This is a genomic window from Streptococcus sp. ELY_125, assembly GCF_058314535.1.
The window spans coordinates 1-21763 of the sequence record NZ_JBZFUM010000028.1 but is presented as its reverse complement, the minus strand read 5'-3'; the positions used below and the strand labels follow the sequence as shown (position 1 = coordinate 21763).

34 protein-coding genes are annotated in these 21763 nt (G+C 41.0%); all 34 read left to right on the top strand.

Translation table 11 applies throughout. From position 1 onward, the window contains the following. Positions 1 to 42 precede the first annotated feature (42 nt). Positions 43 to 783, top strand: coding sequence for a hypothetical protein (locus AC4HAL_RS09945; protein WP_491094042.1), 741 nt, complete (start codon positions 43 to 45; stop codon positions 781 to 783). Positions 784 to 1135: 352 nt separating this feature from the next. Beyond that, on the top strand, positions 1136 to 1876 hold the full coding sequence (locus tag AC4HAL_RS09940) for a hypothetical protein (protein ID WP_491094041.1): 741 nt from the start codon (positions 1136 to 1138) through the stop codon (positions 1874 to 1876). 167 nt (positions 1877 to 2043) lie between these two features. Beyond that, positions 2044 to 3138 carry a hypothetical protein gene (locus AC4HAL_RS09935; protein WP_491094040.1) on the top strand — a complete coding sequence of 365 codons (1095 nt, stop codon included), beginning with the start codon at positions 2044 to 2046 and terminating at the stop codon, positions 3136 to 3138. A 180-nt stretch (positions 3139 to 3318) separates the two neighbouring features. Continuing rightward, entirely contained in the window at positions 3319 to 4803 is a 1485-nt protein-coding gene (thrC, locus tag AC4HAL_RS09930; protein WP_491094039.1) for a threonine synthase, read from the top strand. A gap of 30 nt (positions 4804 to 4833) precedes the next feature. Further along, the gene (locus AC4HAL_RS09925; RefSeq protein WP_491094045.1) at positions 4834 to 6114 is read left to right on the top strand and encodes an MATE family efflux transporter; all 1281 of its coding nucleotides are present in this window, start codon (positions 4834 to 4836) and stop codon (positions 6112 to 6114) included. 204 nt (positions 6115 to 6318) lie between these two features. Then, entirely contained in the window at positions 6319 to 6627 is a 309-nt protein-coding gene (gene rpsJ / locus AC4HAL_RS09920) for a 30S ribosomal protein S10 (protein WP_002959404.1), read from the top strand. Positions 6628 to 6698: 71 nt separating this feature from the next. Next, entirely contained in the window at positions 6699 to 7325 is a 627-nt protein-coding gene (rplC, locus tag AC4HAL_RS09915) for a 50S ribosomal protein L3 (protein ID WP_447453118.1), read from the top strand. 23 nt (positions 7326 to 7348) lie between these two features. Beyond that, positions 7349 to 7972 (top strand): 50S ribosomal protein L4, encoded by a 624-nt coding sequence (gene rplD / locus AC4HAL_RS09910; protein WP_491094038.1) that lies wholly within the window; start codon positions 7349 to 7351, stop codon positions 7970 to 7972. Next, positions 7972 to 8268 (top strand): 50S ribosomal protein L23, encoded by a 297-nt coding sequence (locus AC4HAL_RS09905; RefSeq protein ID WP_447453116.1) that lies wholly within the window; start codon positions 7972 to 7974, stop codon positions 8266 to 8268. Before rplD ends, AC4HAL_RS09905 begins: the two co-directional genes overlap by 1 nt. 18 nt (positions 8269 to 8286) lie before the next feature. Then, positions 8287 to 9120: a 50S ribosomal protein L2 gene (gene rplB / locus AC4HAL_RS09900; protein ID WP_447453115.1), complete on the top strand. Its 834-nt coding sequence runs from the start codon at positions 8287 to 8289 to the stop codon at positions 9118 to 9120. A gap of 233 nt (positions 9121 to 9353) precedes the next feature. Next, entirely contained in the window at positions 9354 to 9632 is a 279-nt protein-coding gene (gene rpsS, locus AC4HAL_RS09895; protein ID WP_447453114.1) for a 30S ribosomal protein S19, read from the top strand. A 16-nt stretch (positions 9633 to 9648) separates the two neighbouring features. Continuing rightward, positions 9649 to 9993: a 50S ribosomal protein L22 gene (gene rplV, locus AC4HAL_RS09890; RefSeq protein WP_491094037.1), complete on the top strand. Its 345-nt coding sequence runs from the start codon at positions 9649 to 9651 to the stop codon at positions 9991 to 9993. 12 nt (positions 9994 to 10005) lie between these two features. After that, positions 10006 to 10659, top strand: a complete 654-nt coding sequence (gene rpsC, locus AC4HAL_RS09885; protein WP_447453112.1) for a 30S ribosomal protein S3 — start codon at positions 10006 to 10008, stop codon at positions 10657 to 10659. 3 nt (positions 10660 to 10662) lie between these two features. Then, complete coding sequence (gene rplP, locus AC4HAL_RS09880) at positions 10663 to 11076, top strand: 50S ribosomal protein L16 (protein ID WP_447453111.1); 414 nt, start codon at positions 10663 to 10665, stop codon at positions 11074 to 11076. Positions 11077 to 11085: 9 nt separating this feature from the next. After that, a complete protein-coding gene (gene rpmC / locus AC4HAL_RS09875; protein ID WP_447453110.1) occupies positions 11086 to 11292 on the top strand; it encodes a 50S ribosomal protein L29 in 207 nt (68 codons plus the stop codon). Positions 11293 to 11319: 27 nt separating this feature from the next. Next, positions 11320 to 11580, top strand: a complete 261-nt coding sequence (gene rpsQ, locus AC4HAL_RS09870; RefSeq protein ID WP_447453109.1) for a 30S ribosomal protein S17 — start codon at positions 11320 to 11322, stop codon at positions 11578 to 11580. Between the two features lie 24 nt (positions 11581 to 11604). Continuing rightward, positions 11605 to 11973 carry a 50S ribosomal protein L14 gene (gene rplN, locus AC4HAL_RS09865; RefSeq protein ID WP_491094036.1) on the top strand — a complete coding sequence of 123 codons (369 nt, stop codon included), beginning with the start codon at positions 11605 to 11607 and terminating at the stop codon, positions 11971 to 11973. Between the two features lie 108 nt (positions 11974 to 12081). After that, the gene (rplX, locus tag AC4HAL_RS09860) at positions 12082 to 12387 is read left to right on the top strand and encodes a 50S ribosomal protein L24 (RefSeq protein ID WP_491094035.1); all 306 of its coding nucleotides are present in this window, start codon (positions 12082 to 12084) and stop codon (positions 12385 to 12387) included. Positions 12388 to 12413: 26 nt separating this feature from the next. Next, positions 12414 to 12956: a 50S ribosomal protein L5 gene (gene rplE / locus AC4HAL_RS09855; protein ID WP_447453106.1), complete on the top strand. Its 543-nt coding sequence runs from the start codon at positions 12414 to 12416 to the stop codon at positions 12954 to 12956. Positions 12957 to 12973: 17 nt separating this feature from the next. Then, complete coding sequence (locus tag AC4HAL_RS09850; protein ID WP_002959375.1) at positions 12974 to 13159, top strand: type Z 30S ribosomal protein S14; 186 nt, start codon at positions 12974 to 12976, stop codon at positions 13157 to 13159. A gap of 462 nt (positions 13160 to 13621) precedes the next feature. Next, positions 13622 to 14020, top strand: a complete 399-nt coding sequence (gene rpsH / locus AC4HAL_RS09845; RefSeq protein WP_447453105.1) for a 30S ribosomal protein S8 — start codon at positions 13622 to 13624, stop codon at positions 14018 to 14020. Positions 14021 to 14220: 200 nt separating this feature from the next. Beyond that, a complete protein-coding gene (rplF, locus tag AC4HAL_RS09840; RefSeq protein ID WP_491094034.1) occupies positions 14221 to 14757 on the top strand; it encodes a 50S ribosomal protein L6 in 537 nt (178 codons plus the stop codon). Positions 14758 to 14859: 102 nt separating this feature from the next. Beyond that, entirely contained in the window at positions 14860 to 15216 is a 357-nt protein-coding gene (gene rplR, locus AC4HAL_RS09835; protein WP_003001342.1) for a 50S ribosomal protein L18, read from the top strand. A gap of 18 nt (positions 15217 to 15234) precedes the next feature. Beyond that, positions 15235 to 15729, top strand: a complete 495-nt coding sequence (gene rpsE, locus AC4HAL_RS09830) for a 30S ribosomal protein S5 (RefSeq protein WP_447453103.1) — start codon at positions 15235 to 15237, stop codon at positions 15727 to 15729. Positions 15730 to 15743: 14 nt separating this feature from the next. Beyond that, positions 15744 to 15926, top strand: a complete 183-nt coding sequence (gene rpmD / locus AC4HAL_RS09825) for a 50S ribosomal protein L30 (RefSeq protein WP_447453102.1) — start codon at positions 15744 to 15746, stop codon at positions 15924 to 15926. Between the two features lie 136 nt (positions 15927 to 16062). Further along, positions 16063 to 16503 (top strand): 50S ribosomal protein L15, encoded by a 441-nt coding sequence (rplO, locus tag AC4HAL_RS09820; RefSeq protein ID WP_447453101.1) that lies wholly within the window; start codon positions 16063 to 16065, stop codon positions 16501 to 16503. Between the two features lie 15 nt (positions 16504 to 16518). Further along, positions 16519 to 17823, top strand: a complete 1305-nt coding sequence (gene secY, locus AC4HAL_RS09815; protein ID WP_491094033.1) for a preprotein translocase subunit SecY — start codon at positions 16519 to 16521, stop codon at positions 17821 to 17823. A 93-nt stretch (positions 17824 to 17916) separates the two neighbouring features. After that, on the top strand, positions 17917 to 18555 hold the full coding sequence (locus AC4HAL_RS09810; RefSeq protein WP_491094032.1) for an adenylate kinase: 639 nt from the start codon (positions 17917 to 17919) through the stop codon (positions 18553 to 18555). A 118-nt stretch (positions 18556 to 18673) separates the two neighbouring features. After that, positions 18674 to 18892, top strand: coding sequence for a translation initiation factor IF-1 (gene infA, locus AC4HAL_RS09805; RefSeq protein WP_001040189.1), 219 nt, complete (start codon positions 18674 to 18676; stop codon positions 18890 to 18892). A gap of 25 nt (positions 18893 to 18917) precedes the next feature. Beyond that, positions 18918 to 19034 (top strand): 50S ribosomal protein L36, encoded by a 117-nt coding sequence (gene rpmJ / locus AC4HAL_RS09800; RefSeq protein WP_002959355.1) that lies wholly within the window; start codon positions 18918 to 18920, stop codon positions 19032 to 19034. Between the two features lie 17 nt (positions 19035 to 19051). After that, entirely contained in the window at positions 19052 to 19417 is a 366-nt protein-coding gene (gene rpsM / locus AC4HAL_RS09795) for a 30S ribosomal protein S13 (protein WP_447453098.1), read from the top strand. 17 nt (positions 19418 to 19434) lie between these two features. Further along, entirely contained in the window at positions 19435 to 19818 is a 384-nt protein-coding gene (gene rpsK, locus AC4HAL_RS09790; protein WP_001118387.1) for a 30S ribosomal protein S11, read from the top strand. A gap of 52 nt (positions 19819 to 19870) precedes the next feature. Then, positions 19871 to 20809 carry a DNA-directed RNA polymerase subunit alpha gene (locus AC4HAL_RS09785; protein WP_491094031.1) on the top strand — a complete coding sequence of 313 codons (939 nt, stop codon included), beginning with the start codon at positions 19871 to 19873 and terminating at the stop codon, positions 20807 to 20809. Positions 20810 to 20826: 17 nt separating this feature from the next. Next, complete coding sequence (gene rplQ, locus AC4HAL_RS09780; protein ID WP_491094030.1) at positions 20827 to 21213, top strand: 50S ribosomal protein L17; 387 nt, start codon at positions 20827 to 20829, stop codon at positions 21211 to 21213. The last annotated feature ends 550 nt before the right edge of the window (positions 21214 to 21763 follow it).

The following is a 21763-nucleotide window of genomic DNA, read 5'->3' as shown; positions in this document are numbered from 1 at the left end:
GATGATAAGCTGGCCTTTAATGATATTGAAGAGGAGAAAAGAATGGCACGAAATACTTACCAGACTACACGACAGGAACAGAACTTTAGCAGGAGAAGGCGGCGTCCTCAAAAAAAATCGAAGGCAGGAAGAGTTGTTCTCACTCTGTTTTTCATTTTAGTGTTGCTAGGAGCTGGTGGAGCTTTCTATCGCTACCTTTCGGGGGATATAAATGGCGATTACCGTGCAACATCATTGGAAGAGAATATAAAAAAAGATGCCAGCGGAGAAGTTGGCGATACAGGCATCAAATACAGTGATATTATTACTGATGTCCATGTTGATGTTAATATCCATAATGAACAAGCAAAAGCAACAATCAGCTATAAGGTTAATGGAGAGGAAGCCTATAATATATATATGGCTGCCGTCAACGCAGAACTTGAGGGGGCTTCTGACGAGATAAAGCAAGCGGTCATGGAGCAGGTCCCTTCAAAAGAGGATATTATCAAGACTTTTAATGGTACGATTGCCCAAGGGGCGAAGTCAAGTGGATTGAGTTTTAAGGAAGAAACGGGTGAGGTTTCAGGAACGATTTTTAAGGGGAAGGTTAACCGCTGGACGAGAAAAATTGTTATTTCTTCCTATAACAAAGGGCTTTATCAGAATAATACTAATGGTAATGACAATAGCTTGCAAAGCTTGAAGCATTTTAATACAGGTGATTCTATGTCCTATGCTAAACAATCAGATGCTGTTACTTTGCGAGATCGTACGACCAATATCAAGATTAAGGAAAAATAATTTTGGCTCTCCATCATTATTTGTCAACTGTAGTGAGTGATTTGTTTTAACCTTTAGAGAAGACAGGCTTTGTCTTCTCTATTTGTATGTTCACAACAATGAGGCTTTTTGCTTTGAAGTTCTTGAAGTTTTAAAACCCAAAACTTAGCGCTCGATATTCTTGATGAACTTGTTGTTAGCGTCTAACTTGACAGTAGGTTGGTATTGGTTTAGGAAAAGGGACATTGGTAATTAATTAACTAGAGGATTTTCACCTTGAACAATCGTGCTATTTATTTAATTAGTTAAAAAGATTGACGGTTGGTTGAATAAGTGGTAATATTTCCTTAAATAAAACAAAAGGGAGAATGTTGTGTCACAAAATACGATGAATCAAGGCTTTGTTCAACAGCCTATGCCGGAGCAATTTTCTAATCAGCCACAGAAGCAGCCAAATACTAAACTGATTGTAACTATTATCTTATCTGTTGTTGCTGCTCTCGTTCTAATTGGAGGTGGCGGCACCCTCTATTATTATATATCGGGTAATATTAATGGAGATTACAGTGCAACATCGCTTGAAAAGGAATTTTCAAAAAAATTAGAAGAAACTGATAGTGATTATGACAGTTCAAGCTTTGACAGTGACACAGTGAAGGCTGAGTTTGATGTCAAAATTGATGGTGACAAAGCTGTGGGGACAGTTAAGGTCTCTTTTGATAGGGATAAGTTATATAAAACTTATAAAGAGGGTATAGATAGCTATGACTTCAGTGCGGATGAGTTAAAAAAGGCTGGACTTCCTTCAAATAAGGAGGAATTCTTGGATGAATTTGATTCGAATATTCAAGACTCTATCGGAGAAGACGAGTTTAGTTATAATTCTAAGACAGGCACAGCTTCCGCAACCTTATTCAAGGGAAATGTTAATCGCTGGTCAAGGTCAATTGTCATTACTGACTATTACAGCAGTGAAGATTTTCTAGACGATGATGATGGATTGGATGCTATAAATGCTCTTGAAAAAGGAAAAGATATTCACTATAAAAAGACATCGTCAGGTATCGTTCTTGAAGGTAAAGACGATAACATTGATTTAGACAAGGATAATTAGAGAAATAGACTGGGGTCTGGGATAGGCTTCAGTTTTTATATCCTCCGCTAGGAGAGTCTTTTGCAGGTAGGTTTGACAGGAAAAGGAAAGCGTGGTAGGATAAACTTAAATTATTCTGAATTTTTAAAGTTTAAAACTTATTTTATAGTTAAATAAAAGGAGACGCTATGTCGCAAGAAGATTTTAATAAAGTGCCTGATTATTCCGAGTCAGAATCCCTACAACAGTATGGTTCAGCTTCAGAAACGACTGCGTTTCAGAAATCACCGACAACTACCCCTGATCAAGCTGTTGATAATCTTGCGTCATCAACACAGCTAGCAGGGATGCAGCACCAGCAGAATCCCACCTTTGGTCAAGCATCTATCCCTGATCCGCGAGCTAGCCAGTCAACTAATTCCCAGATAAATCAACAAGTTAATACTGAGACTGCAGACTCAGCGACCCTTAACACGGGTTCACCAACTCCAGTCGCAGGAGGAATTGGACAAACTTCAATGGCCTCGCAGCCAGTTGCTTATACAGGAACAGCTATTTCTGGTAGTGTGCCAGTTCAACAAGGGATATCTGTGCAGGGAAGTTTTGTAGCACCGCAGAAGCCTCATAATACTAAGAAGATTGTCTGGAGTATTATAGCTTCTGTGTCAGCTGTCATTTTAATTGCTGTTGGAATTTTAGTTTACCGTCAGCTCTCAGGAAATGTCGACGGAAGTTATCAAGTAAAAGAGTTACAAGCAGATTTGAAAGATAATCTAGCCGGTACTAGTTTTGATGGTATCGACGGCCTAAATTATTCAGATTTTAGTGATGATCTTGCTGTGGAAACAGTAATCGAGGATGATGTTGTTAAGGCAAGGATCATCTATTCTGTTGATTATGATAGTTTCTACGATCTTGTAAAAAAAGAATACAGTTCTACCTATTCTAGTTATAAGAGTGATTTCTCAACTGATGAATGGAATTATTTGATGGATACTCTGATTGAGGGTGCCGGCTACGATGAGAGTGGTTTTGAGAAAATTTTGTCTGAGGAAGTTGATGAAAATGGCTTTGAATATGATGACGATAAAGGTCTAGTTACAGGAGCTATTTTTGAAGGGAAGGTTAATCGTGTTAAGGGCAAAATTGAAATTACAAAGGTCAATTCTGATAGTGATTTGAGTGATTTTGAGAAAGGGCAGCAAATTTCTTATAAAAAGACGGCCTCAGGCTTAACTTTGAAAGACGAGGATGGAGGCACGATGGAATTTAATAAGGATTAAATACAGCGGAGACTGGGTGAGAGTGCTCATCGGTCTTTTTTATTTGCGATTCTCGAATTATTGTTTCTATTGAATGAGAAGGAGGCAGTTGTGCTGGGTAATCATTATAAAAGTAGGCTTCCAAATTTTCTGACAACTGTGTTATAATATTTCAAAGACTATCAAAAAGAGGATGACATCATGACATTAGTTTACCAATCGACGCGAGATGAAGACAATCAGGTAACAGCCAGTCAGGCTATTTTACAGGGGCTAGCGGCAGATGGTGGGTTATTTACCCCCTTAACTACGCCCGACATTAATCTTGACTTCGATAAGCTGCAAAACGCTTCTTATCAGGAGGTAGCTAAATTGGTTTTATCGGCCTTTTTAGATGATTTTACTGAAGATGAGCTGGATTATTGTATCAGCAATGCCTATGATAGTAAGTTTGATACTCCTGCTGTTGCTCCTTTAGTTAAACTAGGAAATCAGTATAATTTAGAACTTTTTCATGGGTCTACTATTGCCTTTAAAGATATGGCCCTATCTATTCTTCCTTACCTTCTAACAACGTCTGCTAAGAAGCAAGGGGTAGATAATAAGATTGTTATTTTGACAGCAACTTCTGGAGATACTGGGAAAGCTGCTATGGCTGGCTTTGCAGATGTGGCAGGAACAGAAATTATTGTGTTTTATCCTAAAGGCGGTGTCAGCAAAATTCAAGAACTTCAAATGACTACTCAGGTTGGTACAAATACACATGTAATTGCGATTGAAGGAAATTTTGATGATGCCCAGACTGATGTTAAGCGTATGTTTAATGATGCCAATTTGCGTGAAAAGCTCCTAGCTAATCACATGCAACTGTCGTCAGCAAATTCGATGAACATTGGGCGTTTGGTTCCACAGATTGTCTACTATGTCTATGCTTATGCACAGCTGATAAAATCTGGAGAAATACGCAATGGAGATACTATCAATGTTACTGTGCCTACGGGTAATTTTGGGAACATCTTAGCGGCCTACTATGCGCGCAATATTGGGGTTCCAATTAAGAAACTGATTTGTGCTTCTAATGAAAATAATGTTTTGACGGATTTCTTCAAAACTGGTACCTATGATAAAAAGCGTAGCTTTAAGGTAACCAGCAGTCCTTCTATGGATATTTTAGTCTCTTCAAATTTGGAACGCTTAATCTTTCACATATTGGATAATAATGCGGTGAAAACTAAGGAATTGATGGATGCTTTGAGTCAACAAGGAGAATATAGTTTGGAACCTATCCGGACAGATATTCTGGAGTTGTTTGCTGCTGGTTTTGCAACCGAAGAGGAAACTGAAGCTGAGATAAAGCGGATTTATAAACAGTCGCATTATGTTGAGGATCCACATACGGCGGTAGCTTCGGCAGTATATCAAGCTTATCGGAAGGAAACTGGTGATCGGTCGCCTGTTGTAATTGCCTCAACCGCTAGTCCTTATAAGTTTCCGCGTGTGGCTGTTACGGCTGTCACTGGATTGGATGTCGGAGATGATTTCAAGGCTGTGGAAGAGCTTTATCACTTATCGGATGTGGCTGTTCCGCGCGCAGTTGCTGGTTTAAAGACTGCACAGGTGCATCACCAAAAAGTTGTAGCGATGACTGCTATGCAGGAAGCTGTAGAGAACTATTTAGGAGTTTAAGAAAAGCCCTTGGGCTTTTTTGTTTATGATATGAGACATCGAAGACAAATTATGACCTTGGCTCTGCCAGCTATAGTTGAAAACCTTTTGCAAATGTTAATGGGAGTTGTTGATAACTACCTAGTGGCTCAGATAGGTATTATTGCAGTATCAGGTGTTTCGGTAGCTAACAATATTTTAGCCATTTATCAAGCCGTATTGATTGCTCTAGGGAGTGCAGCAGCTAGTTTGATTGCCAAAAGTTTAGGAGCTGGCAATCAAAGGATGAGTAAGCAACACATCTGGGACGCTCTTTTATTGACGACGGTCCTCAGTTTACTCCTTGGCTTAGTCTCTATTCTTGCTGGTCGCTATCTATTAAGGCTTCTAGGGACTGAATGGGCAGTGAGCCTAGCAGGGGGAAGTTATTTAGCGATAGTAGGGGGCGGCATTGTCACCTTGGGCTTGATGACTGTCATGGGGAATATTTTAAGGGCTCAAGGTCGTCCTCGCATTTCCATGTATGTTAGTGTTTTGTCCAACTTTATCAATGCCGTTTTATCGGCAGTAGCGGTTTTTATTTGCCATTGGGGTATTGTTGGAGTTGCTTGGGCGACGGTTTTTTCGCGTTTAATTGCTTGTGTCATTTTATGGCGGTCGTCACGTTTGCAAATGCGAGATTTTAAAATTAGTCGGCTATGGAATCGTGACCTACTGGCCTTGGCTCTGCCTGCTTCAGGTGAGAGATTAATGATGCGAGCTGGTGATGTTCTTGTTGTCAGTTTGATCGTTGGTCTTGGGACTAAGGTTGTTGCTGGCAATGCTATTGGTGAAACCCTTACTCAATTCAACTATATGCCCGGTATGGGAGTGTCTACCGCTGTTGTTATTTTAGTAGCTCGTTGTTTGGGTGAAGAGGATTATAGTTCCTTGAAGGCCATAGTACGTGAAGCATACTGGCTGGCTGTTTTATTGATGGTGATCGTTGGTGGGGGCATTCTTCTTTTAGCCCCCCAAATGTCTGGTTTATTTACCGATGATCCGCTTGTTCTTGCTAGCAGTAGTGTTGTCATCTTCTATTCCTTTATTGGGAGTTTAGCAACTGCGGGCACACTAGTTTATACTGCTGTTTGGCAGGGATTAGGACGGGCTAAGTTGCCCCTGTATGCCACAACACTAGGCATGTGGGTGATTAGGATCGGCTTAGGTTATCTGCTGGTATCTTGTATGGGCTATGGTTTAGCTGCTGTGTGGATAGCTACGATAGCAGATAATATATTTCGCTTTCTATTTCTGTATATACGCTATTACACCTATAAACTTATTCAGTAGTTGACTGGATAAGTTTTTTGTTAAAAAAAGGTAAAAAGCCTTGCCAACCCTTGATATTTCTGGTATTATATTGTGGTGCTGTGAAAAAACAGCTTTAGCTATGATACAAGAGGTTGCGACACGCTCGGCTGCATTGCCACGCAGTGGCCTGTCGGTTTTCTTGAGGAGCTAGCCTATTATCGTAAATAGACGAGAGGAGAAAAGATGGCAAACAAAAAAATCCGTATTCGCTTAAAGGCGTACGAACACCGTACTCTTGACACTGCGGCAGAAAAAATCGTAGAAACTGCTACACGTACGGGGGCCTCAGTTGCGGGACCAATTCCGCTGCCAACCGAACGCAGTCTTTACACCGTTATCCGCGCGACTCACAAATATAAAGATTCGCGTGAACAATTTGAAATGCGTACTCACAAACGTCTGATTGACATTGTGAATCCAACGCAGAAAACTGTTGATGCCCTTATGAAGTTGGATCTTCCAAGTGGCGTTAACGTAGAAATTAAACTTTAAGTTTGATTTTTGAGCACAAAAAACGCTCGTAAAAAACTTTTTAAAAAATAAAGTAAAGGAAATATTTTCTCATGACAAAAGGAATCTTAGGGAAAAAAGTGGGAATGACTCAAATCTTCACTGAATCTGGTGAATTTATCCCTGTTACTGTCATCGAAGCAGCACCAAATGTTGTTCTTCAGGTTAAAACTGTTGAATCAGACGGTTATGAAGCAGTTCAGGTTGGCTTTGATGATAAACGTGAGGTATTGAGCAACAAACCTGCCAAAGGTCACGTGGCAAAAGCTAGCACGGCTCCTAAGCGCTTCATTCGTGAATTCAAAAACATTGAAGGCTTGGAAGTTGGTTCAGAATTGACTGTTGAACAATTTGAAGCTGGGGATGTTATTGATGTAACTGGTACAACCAAGGGTAAAGGGTTCCAAGGTGCCATCAAGCGCCATGGACAATCTCGTGGCCCTATGGCTCACGGTTCTCGTTACCATCGTCGTCCTGGTTCTATGGGACCGGTTGCACCTAACCGCGTATTTAAGAACAAACATTTGGCGGGACGCATGGGAGGTAACCGTGTAACTATTCAAAATCTTGAAGTTGTACAAGTTATTCCAGAGAAAAATGTTATCTTGATCAAAGGTAATGTTCCAGGTGCTAAGAAATCACTTATCACCATTAAATCTGCAGTAAAAGCTGCTAAATAAGAGGAAAGGAGAAAACAGTTATAATGGCAAACGTAAAACTATTTGACCAAGCTGGTAAGGAAGTTAGCACAGTTGAACTGAACGATGCAGTCTTCGGTATTGAACCAAACGAATCAGTAGTGTTTGATGTGGTTATCAGCCAACGCGCTAGCCTTCGCCAAGGTACACACGCTGTTAAAAATCGCTCTGCTGTATCTGGTGGTGGTCGTAAACCATGGCGCCAAAAGGGAACTGGACGTGCCCGCCAAGGTTCTATTCGTTCTCCGCAATGGCGTGGCGGTGGTGTTGTCTTTGGACCAACACCGCGTTCTTATGCTTACAAATTCCCGCAAAAAGTTCGTCGCCTTGCTCTGAAATCAGCTTTCTCAGCTAAAGTGGCTGAAGATAAGTTGGTTGCTGTAGATGCTCTTTCATTTGCAGCACCAAAGACTGCTGAATTTGCAAAAGTTTTAAGCGCACTGAGCATTGATTCGAAAGTGCTTGTTGTTTTGGAAGAAGACAACAAAGCTGCTGCTTTATCAGCACGCAATCTTCCGAATGTAGCAGTTGCAACTGCTACAACAGCAAGTGTTCTTGACATTGTAAATGCAGACAAACTTCTTGTTACAAAAGACGCAATCTCTACAATCGAGGAGGTTCTTGCATAATGAACTTGTACGACGTAATCAAAAAACCTATTATTACTGAAAAATCAATGCTTGATCTTGAAGCTGGCAAATACACATTTGAAGTTGATACACGTGCACATAAACTCTTGATTAAACAAGCTGTCGAAGCTGCTTTTGATGGGGTTAAGGTTGCAAGTGTTAACGTCGTTAATGTCAAGCCGAAAGAAAAACGCATGGGTCGCTATGTAGGTTTTACGAGTAAAACTAAAAAAGCGATTGTTACGCTTACAGCGGACTCAAAAGCAATTGAGTTGTTTGCAGCTGAAGCTGAATAATCTAAGGAGGGATAAAACGTGGGTATTAAAGTTTATAAACCAACGACAAATGGCCGTCGTAATATGACTTCTTTGGATTTTGCTGAAATCACTACAAGCACTCCTGAGAAAAGTTTGCTTGCTCCCTTGAGCAAGACAGCCGGCCGTAATAACAATGGTCGCATCACTGTTCGCCATCATGGTGGAGGGCACAAACGCCACTACCGTATTATCGATTTCAAACGCAATAAAGATAATGTTGAAGCGGTTGTAAAATCAATCGAATACGATCCAAACCGTACTGCAAATATTGCACTTGTCCACTACACTGACGGTGTTAAAGCTTACATCATTGCGCCGAAAGGTCTTGAGGTGGGTCAACGTATCGTTTCTGGTCCAGAAGCAGATATAAAAGTTGGTAATGCGTTGCCACTTGCTAATATTCCAGTTGGTACAGTTATCCACAATATTGAATTGAAGCCTGGTAAAGGTGGGGAGCTTGTGCGTGCAGCTGGAGCTTCTGCGCAGGTTCTTGGTCAAGAAGGTAAATACGTTCTTGTCCGCCTGCAATCAGGTGAAGTTCGCATGATTCTTGGTACTTGCCGCGCTACGGTTGGAACAGTTGGTAATGAGCAACAATCACTTATCAATCTCGGTAAAGCTGGCCGTAATCGCTGGAAAGGTGTTCGCCCAACCGTTCGTGGTTCTGTAATGAACCCTAACGATCACCCGCACGGTGGTGGTGAAGGTAGAGCACCAGTTGGCCGTAAAGCGCCTTCTACTCCTTGGGGTAAACCTGCGCTTGGTCTTAAAACTCGTAATAAGAAAGCTAAATCAGACAAACTTATTGTTCGTCGTCGCAACGAAAAATAAATTCTGTAATCACATATCCGCCAGCTCGGTAGGGTTTGTCAGGAAAAAGGTGCAATTTAGGGTGATTAATTGGTACTGTTTGTTTCACACAGTGGTTGCTGGGAGTTTTTATAGCGTAGCTAAAAAAACTGCGGATCGGCTGTGTGGAGAGCAGGGTGATGGATTAGCTTAGATTAGGGCCTTGTCCTGTTCCCAAGCCGCTGTGGTTTATTATTAAAGGAGAATACATATAAATGGGACGCAGTCTTAAAAAGGGACCTTTCGTCGATGAGCACTTGATGAAAAAAATCGAAGCTCAAGCAAACGAAGAGAAGAAAAAAGTTATTAAAACTTGGTCACGTCGTTCTACGATTTTCCCAAGTTTCATTGGTTATACAATCGCTGTTTATGATGGACGTAAACACGTACCAGTTTACATCCAGGAAGACATGGTAGGTCACAAACTCGGTGAGTTTGCACCAACGCGTACTTACAAAGGTCACGCTGCAGACGATAAGAAAACACGTCGTTAATTAGGAGGAGGACACAATGGCAGAAATTACTTCAGCTAAAGCAATGGCTCGTACAGTGCGTGTTTCACCTCGTAAAACACGTCTTGTTCTTGATCTTATCCGTGGCAAGAATGTTGCTGATGCGATTGCAATCTTAAAATTCACACCAAACAAAGCTGCTCGTATTGTTGAAAACGCACTTAATTCAGCAATTGCTAATGCAGAGAATAACTTTGGTTTGGAAAAGGCAAACTTGGTTGTATCTGAGACTTTCGCTAATGAAGGACCAACAATGAAACGTTTCCGTCCTCGCGCAAAAGGTTCAGCTTCACCAATCAACAAACGCACAACTCACGTTACAGTAGTTGTAGCAGAAAAATAAGGAGGTAAAATCGTGGGTCAAAAAGTACATCCAATTGGTATGCGCGTCGGAATCATCCGTGATTGGGATGCGAAATGGTATGCTGAAAAAGAATACGCAGATTACCTTCATGAAGATTTGGCAATCCGCAAGTTTATTAATAAAGAATTGGCAGATGCTTCGGTTTCAACTATTGAAATCGAGCGTGCTGTAAATAAAGTTATCGTTTCTCTTCACACGGCTAAACCAGGTATGGTTATCGGTAAGGGCGGCGCTAACGTTGATGCGCTTCGTGCTAAGTTGAATAAATTGACTGGTAAACAAGTGCATATCAACATTGTTGAAATTAAGGCACCTGATTTGGATGCGCATCTAGTTGGTGAAAGTATTGCTCGCCAATTGGAACAGCGTGTTGCTTTCCGCCGTGCTCAAAAGCAAGCTATCCAACGCACAATGCGTGCAGGTGCTAAAGGGATTAAAACACAAGTATCTGGACGTTTAAATGGTGCAGATATTGCCCGTGCTGAGGGGTACTCAGAAGGTACAGTTCCACTTCATACGCTTCGTGCAGATATTGACTATGCTTGGGAAGAAGCAGATACCACTTATGGAAAACTTGGTGTTAAAGTTTGGATCTATCGTGGTGAAGTGCTTCCAGCTCGTAAGAACACTAAAGGAGGCAAATAACAAATGTTAGTACCTAAACGTGTTAAACACCGCCGTGAATTCCGCGGTAAAATGCGCGGTGAAGCAAAAGGTGGCAAAGAGGTAGCATTCGGGGAATTTGGCCTTCAAGCTACAACTAGTCACTGGATTACTAACCGCCAAATCGAAGCAGCCCGTATCGCTATGACACGTTATATGAAACGTGGTGGTAAGGTTTGGATTAAAATCTTCCCGCACAAATCATATACTGCTAAAGCTATCGGGGTACGTATGGGGTCTGGTAAAGGTGCACCTGAAGGTTGGGTAGCACCAGTTAAACGTGGCAAAGTGATGTTTGAAATCGCTGGTGTTTCTGAAGAAGTCGCTCGTGAAGCCCTTCGTTTGGCTAGCCACAAGTTGCCAGTTAAGACTAAATTCGTAAGGCGTGAAGCAGAATAAGGAGAAGACATGAAACTTAAAGAAATCAAAGAGTTTGTCGCTGAGCTTCGTGGCTTGTCTCAAGAAGAACTTGCTCAAAAAGAAAGCGAACTGAAAAAAGAACTTTTTGATCTTCGTTTTCAAGCAGCTGCAGGTCAACTTGATCAAACTGCTCGCTTGAACGAAGTCAAGAAACAAATTGCACGTGTGAAAACTGTGCAGTCTGAAATGAAATAATAGATTGGGAAAGGAGTTAATCTAATAATGGAACGTAATCAACGTAGAACCCTTGTTGGACGCGTAGTCTCAGACAAGATGGATAAAACAATTACTGTTATAGTTGAAACAAAGCGTAACCACCCAGTCTATGGTAAACGTATCAACTATTCTAAGAAATATAAAGCACATGATGAAAACAATGTTGCTAAAACTGGCGATATCGTCCGTATCATGGAAACTCGCCCACTATCGGCTACTAAGCGCTTCCGTCTTGTAGAAGTAGTGGAAGAAGCTGTTATTATCTAATCAAACTAAAAGGAGACATTTGAAATGATTCAACAAGAAAGTCGCTTGAAAGTTGCTGATAATAGCGGTGCTCGTGAAATCTTGACCATCAAAGTTCTCGGTGGTTCAGGGCGTAAATTCGCTAACATCGGTGACGTTATCGTGGCCACCGTTAAACAAGCTGCCCCTGGTGGAGCTGTTAAAAAGGGTGATGTTGTTAAGGCTGTTATTGTACGTACTAAGTCAGGTGCTCGTCGTCCAGATGGTTCATATATCAAATTTGACGACAATGCAGCTGTGTTGGTTCGTGATGATAAAACACCTCGTGGAACTCGTATTTTCGGACCAGTTGCCCGTGAATTGCGTGAAGGTGGCTTCATGCGTATCGTATCTTTGGCGCCAGAAGTTCTCTAACTTCCGCCTTAGTTGCTTGCTAAAACAATAAAAACAAACTAGTCCCCTAGATTATCAATCTAGGGTGCCCTGTCAAAGGGCGTAAGAAAGAAATAGGAGAAATACTCAATGTTTGTAAAAAAAGGCGATAAAGTTCGTGTTATTGCTGGTAAGGACAAGGGTACTGAAGCTGTTGTCCTTAAGGCACTTCCAAAAGTGAATAAGGTTGTGGTTGAAGGTGTTGCTATGATCAAGAAACATCAAAAGCCAAACAATGAAAACCCTCAGGGTGCTATCGTTGAAAAAGAAGCGCCTATCCATGTATCTAACGTTCAGGTTCTTGATAAGAACGGTGTTGCTGGTCGTGTCGGTTATAAGTTTGTTGACGGCAAAAAGGTTCGTTACAACAAAAAATCGGGCGAAGTGCTTGATTAATCACGAAGGAAAGGAGAAAAGTATAAATGGCTAACCGTCTTAAAGAAAAATACACTAATGAAGTGGTTCCTGCTTTGACAGAAAAATTTAACTACTCATCAGTTATGGCCGTTCCTAAAGTTGAGAAAATCGTTCTTAACATGGGTGTTGGTGATGCTGTAAACAATGCTAAAAATCTGGAAAAAGCTGCTGCTGAGCTAGCACTTATCTCAGGTCAAAAACCATTGATTACCAAAGCGAAAAAATCTATCGCCGGCTTCCGCCTTCGTGAAGGGGTAGCAATCGGTGCTAAAGTCACATTACGCGGTCAACGCATGTATGAATTTTTGGATAAATTGGTTTCTGTTTCTCTTCCACGTGTCCGTGACTTCCATGGTGTTCCAACAAAATCTTTTGATGGACGCGGAAATTACACACTTGGTATTAAGGAACAATTGATTTTTCCAGAAATCAATTTTGATGATGTTGATAAAGTACGTGGTCTGGATATTGTTATTGTAACAACTGCTAACACTGACGAAGAGTCACGTGAATTGTTGGCGGGGCTTGGAATGCCTTTTGCAAAATAAATTAGGAGGTAAATAAATTGGCTAAAAAATCTATGATTGCTAAGAACCACCGCAAAGCGAAGTTCTCTACGCAAGCTTATACTCGTTGCGAACGTTGTGGCCGTCCACACTCTGTTTACCGCAAGTTTAAACTGTGCCGTGTTTGCTTCCGTGAATTGGCATATAAAGGTCAAATTCCAGGCGTAACAAAAGCGTCTTGGTAAAAACATGATGTGAGAGCGTTAAGCTACCAAAACAAAAATAGGAGAATCGACGGAGAGTCTGAAGACTCTAGGAAATTTTACACCTAAAGGTGGCCACATCTGTAATCTAGCTAAAGCTAGAACAGATGCGTCTCTTTTTTGTACAGGTAGTCACTCGAACTCAAATAACATGATACTAAGCTCGTGATGAACAAAGCAAAATTAGGAAATCGAGGAAGTTTGCTTGCAAACAAGTCGATCTATCTATTTTGCACGGTTCATGGGGCGAGTTCAACTAACATGATACAAATCTTGTTCGCTGATGTGAGCACGGGGAAAAGCCTGTGCGAAAAGGACAAACTCTTCTAGAAACTGAGGTTTCTGCGTCGAGTTTCCTATTTTTGCGGTGGTTTTTACCGCCCTTTGTATCAATTTAACTAGCAAGTGAGAGCTTCAAACTACTAGTAAGAGGAGAATAATTTAATGGTTATGACTGACCCAATTGCAGACTTTTTGACACGCATTCGTAATGCTAACCAAGCAAAACATGAAGTGCTTGAAGTACCTGCATCAAAGATCAAAAACGGGATTGCAGAAATCCTTAAACGCGAAGGTTTCGTGAAGAATGTTGAATTTGTTGAAGACAACAAACAAGGGATCGTCCGTGTTTTCTTGAAATATGGTCAAAACGGTGAACGTGTTATCACTAACTTGAGACGTGTTTCAAAACCAGGTCTTCGTGTTTACACAAAACGTGAAGAACTTCCAAAGGTTCTTAATGGCCTTGGAATTGCAATTATTTCTACATCAGAAGGTCTTTTGACAGATAAAGAAGCACGTCAGAAGAACGTTGGTGGCGAAGTATTAGCTTACGTTTGGTAATCTCGTAAGAGGTGCCAACAAACTTGCTCATTGAACACGGGCTAAAACCTGTGTGAAAAAGATAAACTTTCCTAGAAACCTGAGTTTCTGCGTCAAGTTTCCTATTTTCACTTCGGTTTTTGACGCCCTTTGTATCATGAGCACCCCGTGAAAACTAGTCGCTTAAAGCGGCCTGATAATTTAACAGGAGAAAAGAAAATATGTCACGCATTGGTAATAAAGTTATTGTATTGCCTGCTGGAGTTGAACTCAGTAACAAGGACAATGTAGTAACTGTAAAAGGACCTAAAGGTGAACTCACTCGGGAGTTTAACAAAAACATCGAAATTAGAGTTAATGGTAATGAAGTAACTCTTCATCGTCCAAACGACTCCAAAGAAATGAAAACAATCCACGGAACGACCCGTGCTAACCTCAACAATATGGTGGTCGGTGTTTCTGAAGGATTTAAGAAAGAACTGGAAATGCGCGGGGTTGGTTACCGTGCACAGCTTCAGGGCTCTAAGCTTGTGCTTTCTGTTGGTAAATCACACCAAGACGAAGTTGAAGCTCCAGAGAATGTCACGTTTGAACTACCAAGTCCAACGCAAATCGTGGTTCAGGGTATCAACAAAGAAGTTGTTGGTCAAACAGCAGCTTACATTCGTGGTCTTCGTTCACCAGAACCCTATAAGGGCAAAGGTATTCGTTACGTTGGTGAATATGTTCGCCGCAAAGAAGGTAAGACAGGTAAATAATAGATGGTGTCAGATGCAGATTTTTTCTGCTATCTGTCATTCTCTAAATTGACGAGAGTTGGCTCAAACTAACTCATCATAGAAATTTAAGAGGTGAAAATTGTGATTTCGAAACCAGATAAAAATAAAATCCGCCAAAAACGCCATCGTCGTGTTCGCGGAAAACTCTCTGGAACTGCTGATCGCCCACGTTTGAACGTATTTCGTTCTAATACAGGCATCTACGCTCAAGTAATTGATGACGTAGCGGGTGTAACGCTCGCAAGTGCTTCAACTCTTGACAAGGAAGTTTCTAAAGGAACAAAGACAGAGCAAGCCGTTGTGGTTGGTAAACTTGTTGCTGAACGCGCAGTAGCTAAAGGTATTTCTGAAGTGGTGTTTGACCGCGGTGGATATCTCTATCACGGACGTGTGAAGGCTTTGGCTGACTCAGCTCGTGAAAACGGATTGAAATTCTAATAGGGAGGACACAAAAACATGGCGTTTAAAGACAATGCAAATGAATTTGAAGAACGCGTCGTTGCCATCAACCGAGTTTCTAAAACTGTAAAAGGTGGACGTAACTTGCGTTTTGCAGCACTTGTTGTTGTAGGTGACCGTAATGGTCGCGTTGGCTTCGGGACAGGTAAGTCTAAAGAAGTACCGGAAGCTATTCGAAAAGCAGTCGAAGCTGCTAAGAAGAACCTCATTGATGTTCCTATGGTTGGTACTACTATCCCTCATGAAGTTTATACAAACTTCAGTGGGGCACGTGTACTGTTGAAACCAGCTGTTGAAGGTTCTGGGGTTGCTGCAGGAGGTGCTGTTCGTGCCGTTGTTGAATTGGCTGGTATTGCTGATGTGACATCTAAATCACTTGGGTCAAATACCCCTATCAACATCGTTCGTGCAACTGTTGAAGGTTTGAAGCAATTGAAGCGTGCAGATGAAGTAGCTGCTCTTCGCGGTATTTCAGTTTCTGATCTAGGCTAAGAAAGGAGATTACTATGGCTCAAATTAAAGTTACTTTGACTAAGTCTCCAATTGGCCGTAAACCAGAACAACGTAAAACAGTTGTGGCTCTTGGACTTAGCAAAATGAACAGCTCAGTTGTCAAAGAAGATAATGCTGCTGTTCGTGGTATGATCAATACGGTCTCTCATTTAGTGACTGTAGAAGATGTAAAATAAAATTATAATAAGTCGCAAGGTTTTTCTTTGCGACTTATACTAAATTAAGAGATAATGTATAGGCGAGTTTTTGGGGAGAGTCCTTTTCCCTTCTCAAAGGCGCTAGCATTTTACAAAAAAGGAGAAAAAATTAGACATGAAACTTCATGAATTGAAACCAGCTCAAGGCTCTCGCAAGGTTCGTAACCGTGTAGGACGTGGGACATCATCAGGTAATGGTAAAACCGCAGGCCGTGGTCAAAAGGGTCAAAAGGCTCGCAGCGGCGGTAGTATTCGCCTAGGATTTGAAGGTGGACAAACACCATTGTTCCGTCGCCTGCCAAAACGCGGTTTTACTAATGTCAACGCTAAAGAATATGCCATTGTAAACCTTGATCAATTAAATGCTTTTGAGGATGGCGCAGAAGTAACACCAGCTGCTCTGAAAGAAGCTGGTATTGTTCGTGCTGAAAAATCAGGTGTTAAAATCCTTGGTAATGGTGAGTTGACTAAGAAATTGACCGTTAAAGCGGCTAAATTCTCTAAATCTGCTGAAGCAGCTATAACTGCTAAAGGTGGTTCAATCGAAGTCATCTAATGAGGGGTACTCATTATGTTCTTTAAATTATTATTTGAAGCATTGCGCTTGAAAAATGTCAGGAGAAAAATCCTCTTTACAATTTTCATTATCTTGGTCTTCCGTATTGGTGCGCACATTACGGTTCCAGGAGTCAATGCGACAAGCCTTGAGAATATGAAGGACTTACCCTTCCTTAATATGCTCAATTTGATTAGTGGTAGTGCTATGGGGTCCTTCTCGATCTTCGCATTGGGGGTTAGTCCTTATATCACTGCTTCCATTGTTGTTCAGCTTTTACAGATGGACATCTATCCTCGCTTTGTTGAGTGGAGTAAACAGGGAGAAGTTGGCCGCCGTAAACTTAATCAGGCGACACGGTATATCTCACTGGTTCTGGGATTTGTTCAATCGGTTTCCATTACCGCAGGCTTTAATGTTCTGGCTAGTTCGCAACTTTTAGCCAATCCTAGCCTAAAAACTTATCTTACGGTAGGCTTGATATTAACAACTGGTACAGTCATTGTGACATGGCTGGGTGACCAGATTACTGATAAAGGTTTTGGTAATGGGGTCTCTATGATCATCTTTGCAGGGATCATTGCCCAGATTCCAGATGCTATCAAGTCCATTTACAATGAATACTTTGTGAATGTTGAATCTGGACAGATGACGAATTCTCTGATTTATGTTGGCTTGCTCATCTTTGCAGTTTTGGTTATCATCTTTTTTACTACTTTTGTACAACAAGCTGAATATCAAATTCCAATCCAATATACTAAATTGGCACAAGGGGCACCGACAAGTTCGTACTTGCCATTGAAGGTTAATCCTGCAGGAGTTATTCCTGTTATCTTTGCTAGTTCGATTACGGCTGCTCCAAGCTCAATTATCACTTTCCTTCAAAGTACCAACACAAATATTCCTTGGTTAGACACCTTGCAGGAACTGTTTTCTTATCAATCGCCAACAGGTATGGCGATTTATGCAGTGTTAATTGCTTTGTTCTCGTTCTTTTATACCTTTGTTCAGGTTAATCCAGAAAAAACAGCAGAAAATTTGCAGAAAAACGCTTCCTATATTCCAAGTGTTCGGCCTGGCCGCGAGACGGAACAGTATCTTTCGTCCTTGTTGAAAAAATTAGCAACAATTGGTTCGCTTTTCTTAGCTTTTATCGCTCTAATCCCAATTATTGCGCAGCAAGTCTTTAATTTATCATCGGCTGTTGCTTTGGGAGGAACTAGTTTGCTTATCTTAATTTCAACTGGTATTGAAGGAATGAAGCAATTGGAAGGCTATCTTCTTAAGAAAAAATATGTTGGATTTATGAATGCAGAATAGAATACAGGTTGACATTGTCAACCTTTCTATTTTGTTTTTTGATAAGCTTGCCAGACTGGTAGGCTTATTTAAAAACAAAATAAGGAGACGATTATGAATCTTTTAATCATGGGACTGCCAGGGGCAGGCAAAGGTACTCAGGCTGCTAAAATTGTTGAGCAGTTTGGGGTGGCCCATATCTCAACAGGGGATATGTTCCGCGCTGCAATCACCAACCAAACAGAGTTAGGATTGTTGGCAAAATCCTATATGGATAAGGGAGACTTGGTACCTGATGAAGTGACTAACGGTATTGTCAAGGAGCGTCTAGCACAAGAGGATATCAAGGAAAAGGGCTTCTTGCTAGATGGCTACCCACGAACTTTGGAACAGGCAGAGGTGCTGGATGCTATTTTGAAGGAGCTTGATTTAAAACTGGATGCAGTTGTAAATATTGAGATCGCCTCCAGCAAATTGGTTGAGCGGTTGAGCGGGCGTATTATCAACCGCAAGACAGGGGAAACTTATCATAAAGTCTTTAACCCACCTGCTGATTATAATGAAGAAGACTACTATCAACGCGATGATGATAAGCCTGAGGCTGTTAAACGTCGCTTAGAAGTGAATATTGCTCAAGGTCAGCCTATTATTGCTTATTATCGCCGTCAAGATCTGGTTTATGATATTGAAGGGGATCAAGATATCGAAGATGTCTTTAAAGATGTGAGCAAAGCAATTTCAGGCTTGAAATAATTTGGCTATCCTACTTGCGCAAGCGTTGAACTTGTGTTATCATAGTATAGTCTGACTTATAATTGTTACCCCTGTGTCTTCAGGGGTAATCGAATCGAAATTTAGGGGGTACTTTTGCGTGGCAAAAGAAGATGTGATTGAAATTGAAGGCAAGGTTGTTGAAACTATGCCGAATGCTATGTTTACGGTTGAGCTTGAAAACGGGCATCAGATTTTAGCAACTGTCTCTGGTAAAATCCGCAAGAATTATATTCGTATTTTGGTTGGAGATCGTGTGACTGTTGAAATGAGTCCCTACGACTTGACACGTGGACGCATCACATACCGCTTTAAATAATCGAAATAATTGGAGGGATTAAAATATGAAGGTAAGACCATCGGTTAAACCAATTTGCGAATACTGTAAGGTTATTCGTCGTAACGGTCGTGTTATGGTTATTTGTCCATCAAATCCAAAACACAAACAACGTCAAGGATAAGATAGAAAGGAGAAAAAATGGCTCGTATTGCTGGAGTTGATATTCCAAATGATAAACGTGTAGTGGTTTCGCTAACTTATATTTACGGAATCGGTTTGACAACATCACAAAAGATCTTGGCAGCAGCTGGTGTCTCAGAAGATATCCGTGTTAAAGATTTGACGACTGATCAAGAAGATGCTATTCGCCGTGAAGTTGATAGTATCAAAGTTGAAGGTGATCTTCGCCGTGAAGTAAACATGAATATCAAGCGTCTGATGGAAATCGGTTCTTACCGAGGAATTCGTCACCGCCGCGGACTTCCTGTCCGCGGACAAAACACGAAAAATAATGCTCGCACACGTAAAGGTAAAGCTGTTGCGATTGCAGGTAAGAAAAAATAATATAGGAGGTAAATAAATTGGCTAAACCAACACGTAAACGTCGTGTGAAGAAAAACATCGAATCTGGTGTTGCTCATATTCATGCTACTTTTAACAACACTATTGTTATGATTACAGATGTGCATGGTAACGCTTTGGCATGGTCATCAGCAGGTGCTCTTGGTTTTAAGGGTTCTCGTAAATCTACACCATTTGCTGCTCAAATGGCTGCAGAAGCTGCCGCGAAGTCAGCCCAAGAACATGGTTTGAAGACGGTTGAAGTTACTGTAAAAGGCCCTGGTTCAGGTCGTGAATCAGCTATTCGTGCCCTTGCAGCAGCAGGTCTTGAAGTCACTGCAATTCGTGATGTGACTCCTGTGCCACATAATGGTGCTCGTCCTCCAAAACGTCGTCGTGTATAATCGTAACGAATTTTACTAACCGTACACTACATCGTTTTGAGGGAGTATTTAAATGATTGAGTTTGAAAAACCAACAATAACAAAAATTGATGAAAATAAAGACTATGGCCAATTTGTTATCGAACCACTTGAACGTGGCTACGGAACAACTCTAGGTAACTCTCTTCGTCGTGTACTCTTGTCTTCACTTCCGGGTGCAGCGGTGACATCTATTAAAATTGATGGGGTACTTCACGAGTTTGATACCATTCCGGGTGTCCGTGAAGATGTGATGCAAATTATCCTTAATATTAAAGGATTGGCTGTAAAATCCTACGTTGATGAGGAAAAAACGATTGAGCTTGATGTCCAAGGTCCAGCAGAAATAACTGCAGGTGATATTTTGACGGATAGTGATATCGAAATTGTAAATCCTGACCATTATCTCTTTACGATTGCTGAGGGACATAGCTTTAAAGCAAGTATGACTGTTGCTAAGAATCGTGGGTATGTTCCTGCAGAAGGCAATAAGAATGGAAGTGCCCCAGTAGGAACTTTAGCAGTAGATTCAATCTACACACCTGTTAAAAAAGTTAATTACCAAGTTGAGCCAGCTCGCGTTGGTAGCAATGATGGCTTTGATAAATTGACGATTGAAATTATGACGAATGGGACAATTATCCCCGAAGATGCCTTAGGTCTCTCTGCGCGTGTCTTGATTGAGCATTTAAACCTGTTTACTGATTTGACTGAAATCGCTAAGACAACTGAAGTCATGAAGGAAGCAGAAAGTGTTTCAAATGACCAAGTGTTGGATCGTACAATCGAGGAGATTGATTTGTCGGTTCGTTCATATAACTGTTTGAAACGTGCAGGTATCAATACTGTATTTGACCTCACTGAAAAAACAGAGCCTGAAATGATGAAAGTTCGCAACTTGGGACGCAAGAGTCTTGAGGAAGTTAAAGTAAAATTAGCTGAGCTTGGTCTAGGGCTTAAAAATGATAAATAATAATATAGGAGGATAAGATGGCTTACCGTAAATTAGGACGCACTAGCTCTCAACGTAAAGCGATTCTTCGTGATTTAACTACTGATCTCTTAATCAATGAATCAATCGTAACGACTGAAGCTCGTGCTAAAGAAATTCGTAAAACTGTCGAAAAAATGATCACCTTTGGTAAACGTGGTGATTTACATGCTCGCCGTCAAGCAGCTGCTTTTGTGCGTAACGAGATTGCATCTGAAAACTACAACGAAGAAAGTGATGAATATACTTCAACAACTGCTCTTCAAAAGCTTTTTGATGATATTGCACCGCGCTATGCCGAGCGCAATGGTGGTTACACTCGTATCTTGAAGACGGAACCTCGTCGCGGCGATGCTGCACCAATGGCAATTATTGAACTTGTATAAGATCATCAATTTTGTTGAGTGTTATGATGATGGATACTACTAGTAAGTATAAGTATCTTAGTCTAGCTCTGGTCTACCGCTGGAGGAGTTTTTCCTTCAGCGGGAACACTCATCATAAGGAATGGAAAAAGCGATGCAACGCTTGTTTACGAGAGAATTTTTCGATTAGAATTTTTTTCCCGTAAGCAGGCGTTTTTAAGGCTATCAGTTTAAGGAACTCTACCAACTATAAACTTGTCATTAAGCATGGAGTAGAATCACGAGTGAATTACACCCGTCTCTCTGAAGTGTTTTTCTATACGGTACTTTAGCCAACTCCATTTTAGAACTTTCAAATTTGAAAAAACTTAATAAAAAGAAAAAAAGGTCGCAAAAAGTATTGACAAAGGGGTAGGGGTTTGATAGAATAAAGGAGCTGTTTTCGTGAGGGGACAGTTCAAGACCTTTGAGAACTGAATAGACAAGAAACCAAGCGTGCGGGTTAAGGAATTAACCTGTCAAAAATACGAAAATAAGTCAGAAATGACTGAGTTAGATTAACTTTAATGAG